The sequence below is a fragment of the Kitasatospora sp. NPDC047058 genome, from assembly GCF_040643935.1.
In the GTDB taxonomy this organism is placed as follows: domain Bacteria; phylum Actinomycetota; class Actinomycetes; order Streptomycetales; family Streptomycetaceae; genus Kitasatospora.
In genome coordinates this window covers 1-4,763 of the sequence record NZ_JBEYVJ010000469.1, presented here as the reverse complement: position 1 = coordinate 4,763, position 4,763 = coordinate 1, and the positions used below count along the sequence as shown (strand labels likewise).

Sequence of the window (4,763 nt, the reverse complement as noted above, 5' to 3'; positions counted from 1 at the left end):
GGCGGCGGCCCGGCCAAACCTCCGGCCGGCCCCGCCCGACGGCCCCGACGGCCCCGACGGCCCCGGCGGCCGGTGCCGCCGGGCGGACCGCCGTCACGGGAGCGGCTCTGCCCGGGCCGGGGCGGCGTCAGCCTGAGCCTCATCCGAGGAAGCCCTCCAGCAGGCGGGTGCGGGAGGCCTGGCGGAGCTTGCCCATGGTCTTGGCCTCGATCTGCCGGATGCGCTCACGGGTGACGCCGTGGATCCGGCCGATCTGGTCGAGGGTCCTGGGCTCGCCGTCGCCGAGGCCGTAGCGCAGGGCGATGACGCCGGCCTCCCGCTCGCTCAGCCCGGCGAGGACCTTCCTGAGCTGCTCGCGGAGCAGGCCGTGGCTGATCGCCTGCAGCGGCTCGGGCGTGCCGGTGTCCTCGATGAGGTCGCCGAGCTCGGCCCCGCCGTCCTCCCCGACCGGGGTGTGCAGCGAGACCGGGTCGAGGTCGTAGCGCTGCACCTCGGCCACGCGCTCGGGGGTCAGCCCGGTCGCCGCGGCGATCTCGGCCCGGGTGGGCTCGCGGTTGAGCTCCTGGGCCAGCTCGCGGCGGGTGCGCGTCACCCGGTTGATCACCTCGGCCATGTGGACGGGGACCCGGATCGTGCGGGACTGGTCGGCCAGGGCACGGCCGACGGCCTGCTTGATCCACCAGGTGGCGTAGGTGGAGAACCTGAACCCGCGGTGGTGGTCGAACCTCTCGACGGCGCGGATCAGCCCGAGGTTGCCCTCCTGGACGAGGTCCAGCAGGGCGAGCCCCCGGCCGGTGTAGCGCCGGGCGATGGAGACCACGAGCCGGAGGTTGGCCTCCAGCATGTGCTCGCGGGCCCGGCGGGCGTCGGCGACGGTCGCCTCCAGCTCCGCGCGGGAGCCGGCGGGGACCTCCGCCGCGGCCAGCCGTTCCGCGGCGAGGCGGCCGGCCTCGATGCGCCGGGCCAGCGCGACCTCCTGCTCGGCGGTCAGCAGCGGGATCCGGCCGATCTCGGCGAGGTAGGTCCTCATGGCGTCGGCGGTGGTGACGGTCATGGCGATGGTGCTGGTCAACGGATACCTCGCTGGGGTCAGGGGCGGACGGGGGCGTACGGGCGGTCGCTCGGGGGAGGGGCGTCGCCGGGTCAGTAGGCCCGGCGACGCGGGGCGGTGACCGCGCGTCGTGCGGTGGCGGTCTGGCGTGCGGTCCGGGCGGCAACGGCGGTGAACGGCTGCGGGCGATTCGCGGGGCGGGCCGGGCCGTTGCCCTGCTGGGCGAGGAGGGCGGCGAGGTCGGGCTTGCGCATACGGGCTCCGTCGGTCGGGGCGAAACTTGCTACGAGTGGAACTTTAGGTCGGGCCCTGAGAGTGTGTCAAGCATAAAGTTGCGACGAGAGTAAGATTGCTCATGGGTGTCGAACCGACAGGGCTCCGGGAGCCCAAGAAGCGTGAGACCAGCTGCTGATCTCCGGGCACGCCACCAGGCTGTTCATCGAGCAGGCCGTCATGGCCGGAGCGGCGACGCGCGTCTTCGACCTGCCGGAGCCCTCCCTCGCCTGCTACGCCGTCGCGTGAGGGGCGCGACGGGGTCCTCGCGTCGGTGCGAGGCCCCCGCCGGAACGCCCGAGGGCGGTCGGCGTAGTGGTGCCGCGGCCGGCCACCGCTCGTCGGGGAGGGCTTGGGCCCTCCCCGGCGAGCGGGTCGTCACCGGTGCTGCCTACCGGCTGCCTACCGTCGGCACCCGGCCTGGCTGCCCGGCCTCACTTCAGGTGCCGGGCGAAGAACCGGTCTCCGTCCTCCACCTCGAACCACGGGGTGCCGGCGTGCCCGCCCAGATTGGCGTGCAAGGTCTTCTCCTTGCTGCCGAAGGCGTCGAACAGGTCCAGGGCCCGCTGCCGGGGATTCCCTTCGTCGTCCCACTGCAGCAGGAACAGCAGCGGAACGGTGACCTGCCGGGCCTCCTCGCGCTGGGCGCGGGGCACGTAGCCCCCGGCGAAGAAGCCGGCGGCCGCGATGCGCGGTTCGGCCACCGCCAGCCGAATGCCGATGGCGGTCATCCCCGAATACCCGACCGGGCCGCCGATCCCGGGCAGCGAGAGGACGGCGTCCAGGGTGGCCCGCCATTCCGGGACCGCCCTTTCCACCAGCGGGCCGACGAAGGACTCGAAGATCTCGTCGACCGGCTCGCCGGCCTGCATCGCCCGGCGGAGGTCGGCGCGGGCCTGCTCGTCGGCGGCGGAACGGGGCCGGTCACCGTGCCCGGGGTGGTCGATGGCGGCCACCGCGTAGCCGGACGCGGCGGAGTACCGGGCCCGGGCCACCAGCCGGGGCTCCCGCCTGTGCAGACCACCGTTGTGGCCGACCAGGATCAGCGGGGCCGGTCCGGCGGATCCGGGCGTCCACAGGGTGCCGGGGATCTCGCCGAGGGTGAACTCGCGCTCGAGGACGCCGTCGTCGAGGCGCCGCTCGGAAGTGAACTGCATGGGTCGTGCCTTTCGGGAGTGCTCGTGAACGGCGCTCCCGGACGACCTATCGTCCGACCGTGACCCCGGAGGGGAGCACCCATGTCGAAACTGCGTTCACGGGTACCACCTCCTCGTTCTCTCACACGGCCGACGGAAACGTAGCAGCCCTCGCCGTGGCCCGCCAACAGGGTTTCCGTGGACCCCGGGGCGGCCGCCTGGCCGGCTTGAGTCGAACAAGTGTACGAAATAATGTGGAGATGTGACCTCCCCAGTCCCGTCCTCCCAGGCCGTCCGCCCCGAGGCGGTGCCCGGCGACGCCGAGCGGCCACCGCGGGAGCTGATGACCCTGCCCGGCCTCTACCGGGACGTGCGCCGTTGGCGGCTGGTGGAGATCCGCCTCGGCGGACAGTGGCGGCCGGGGCTGCTCACGGTGTGGCGTCGGCCCCCGGGCGGCAGCGTCTGGCTGGTCCACGTCCGCTGGGCCGACGACGCCGACGCCCCGGGCCCCGGCGGCGGGGCCTGGGGTTGGTGGCCCCGGCGGCGGGGCCTGGGGTTGGTTCCTCTACAGCGAGCGGACGATCCGGCCGCTGCCCGAGCCCGGTGGCCGGGCCCCGGCCGCCGCGCCGTTCCTCGGTGCGTGGCGCGACGCCGCGCTGGTCCCCTCCGAGCTCGCCGGGCCGCCCGGCGCGGACGGCGACGTGCGCCGCTGGCAGTTGGTCTGGATCCGGACCGGCGGCCGCTGGAGCTCGGGCGTGGTGACGGCATGCCGTCGGCTGGGGGAGCGGTGGATCGCCCACGTCCGCTGGGGCGAGGACCGCCAGGCCGCCTGGGTCGTCACCGACGGCGCCACCGTGCAGCCGGTCCCGCACGTCGGCGACGCCCGAGCGGACTCCGGTGGTGCGCCGGGCCTGTGCGCCCCCGGCCGGTCGTGTGTCACCCGTGACCAGTAGAATGGCCGGCTGTGGCGGATACCCAGTACGAAGACCTGTTGCGGCTAGTGCTCACCTCCGGGACGGTCAAGGCCGACCGGACGGGCACCGGTACCCGGAGTGTCTTCGGGCACCAACTGCGCTACGACCTCTCCCAGGGCTTCCCGCTGGTCACCACGAAGAAGGTGCACCTCAAGTCCGTCGTCTACGAGCTGCTGTGGTTCCTGCGCGGCGACTCGAACGTCAACTGGCTGCGCGAGCACGGCGTCACCATCTGGGACGAGTGGGCCGACGCGAACGGGGACCTCGGCCCCGTCTACGGCGCGCAGTGGCGCAGCTGGCCGAGCCCGGACGGCCGGCACATCGACCAGATCAGCGGCGTCCTCGACACCCTGCGCGACGACCCGGACTCCCGCCGGATGATCGTCTCCGCCTGGAACGTGGCCGAGCTGGACAAGATGGCGCTCGCACCGTGCCACGCGTTCTTCCAGTTCTACGTGGCGGACGGCCGGCTGTCCTGCCAGCTGTACCAGCGCAGCGCGGACCTGTTCCTCGGTGTCCCGTTCAACATCGCCAGCTACGCCCTGCTCACGCACATGGTGGCGCAGCAGGCCGGTCTCACGCCGGGCGAGTTCATCTGGACCGGCGGCGACTGCCACATCTACGACAACCACGTCGACCAGGTGACCGAGCAGCTCTCGCGCACCCCGTACGAGTTCCCCGCGCTGGAGCTGCGCCGGGCCGACTCGCTCTTCGACTACGCCTACTCCGACGTGGCCGTGGTCGGCTACCGGCACCACCCGGCCATCAAGGCACCGGTGGCGGTATGAGCATCGGGCTGATCTGGGCGCAGACCCTCGACGGCGTGATCGGCGCGGACGGCACGATGCCGTGGCGGCTGCCCGAGGACATGGAGCACTTCAAGGCGATCACCCTGGGCCACCCCGTGGTCATGGGCCGCAGGACGTGGGAGTCGCTGCCGCCGCGGTTCCGCCCGCTGCCCGGCCGGCGCAACATCGTGGTGACCCGCAACCCGGAGTGGGCGGCCGACGGTGCGGAACGCGCCGGGTCGGTGGAGGAGGCGCTCGACCGCGCGGCGGGGACGCAGCCCGGGGCCGAGGTCTGGGTGATCGGCGGCGGGCAGGTCTACCGGGCCGCGATGGAGCACGCCGCGAAGCTGTCGGTGACCGAGATCGACCTGTCCGTGGCGGGCGACACCTACGCCCCGGCCGTGGACCCGGAGTGGCGGACCTCCGGGGACGAAGGCTGGCGGCTCTCCACCTCGGGGCTGCGCTACCGCATCCGCACGTACACGCGCGGCCGGTAGCAGGCGCGCATCCCGTCCCGTCCCGTCCGGGCCTGGGCCGCCTG

5 protein-coding genes and 1 pseudogene are annotated in these 4,763 nt (G+C 73.6%); 3 read left to right on the top strand and 3 right to left on the bottom strand.

Annotated elements, in window-relative coordinates; translation table 11 throughout:
• Positions 1–139: 139 nt before the first annotated feature.
• The 3 genes and pseudogenes from ABZ885_RS35600 to ABZ885_RS35590 form a co-directional block, all read right to left on the bottom strand.
• Positions 140–1,060 (bottom strand): annotated as a pseudogene (locus tag ABZ885_RS35600) (RNA polymerase sigma factor); the annotation flags it as partial.
• A gap of 83 nt (positions 1,061–1,143) precedes the next feature.
• The gene (locus ABZ885_RS35595) at positions 1,144–1,305 is read right to left on the bottom strand and encodes a hypothetical protein (RefSeq protein WP_360198272.1); all 162 of its coding nucleotides are present in this window, start codon (positions 1,303–1,305) and stop codon (positions 1,144–1,146) included.
• Between the two features lie 453 nt (positions 1,306–1,758).
• A complete protein-coding gene (locus tag ABZ885_RS35590) occupies positions 1,759–2,481 on the bottom strand; it encodes an alpha/beta hydrolase (RefSeq protein WP_360198269.1) in 723 nt (240 codons plus the stop codon).
• 680 nt (positions 2,482–3,161) lie between these two features.
• Between ABZ885_RS35590 and ABZ885_RS35585 the strand changes: the two genes are divergently transcribed.
• The 3 genes from ABZ885_RS35585 to ABZ885_RS35575 are packed head-to-tail and all read left to right on the top strand — an operon-like array spanning position 3,162 to position 4,719.
• Positions 3,162–3,413, top strand: a complete 252-nt coding sequence (locus tag ABZ885_RS35585) for a hypothetical protein (protein ID WP_360198266.1) — start codon at positions 3,162–3,164, stop codon at positions 3,411–3,413.
• A gap of 11 nt (positions 3,414–3,424) precedes the next feature.
• Positions 3,425–4,222 (top strand): thymidylate synthase, encoded by a 798-nt coding sequence (locus tag ABZ885_RS35580; RefSeq protein ID WP_360198263.1) that lies wholly within the window; start codon positions 3,425–3,427, stop codon positions 4,220–4,222.
• Complete coding sequence (locus ABZ885_RS35575) at positions 4,219–4,719, top strand: dihydrofolate reductase (RefSeq protein ID WP_360198260.1); 501 nt, start codon at positions 4,219–4,221, stop codon at positions 4,717–4,719. Before ABZ885_RS35580 ends, ABZ885_RS35575 begins: the two co-directional genes overlap by 4 nt.
• Positions 4,720–4,763 lie beyond the last annotated feature (44 nt).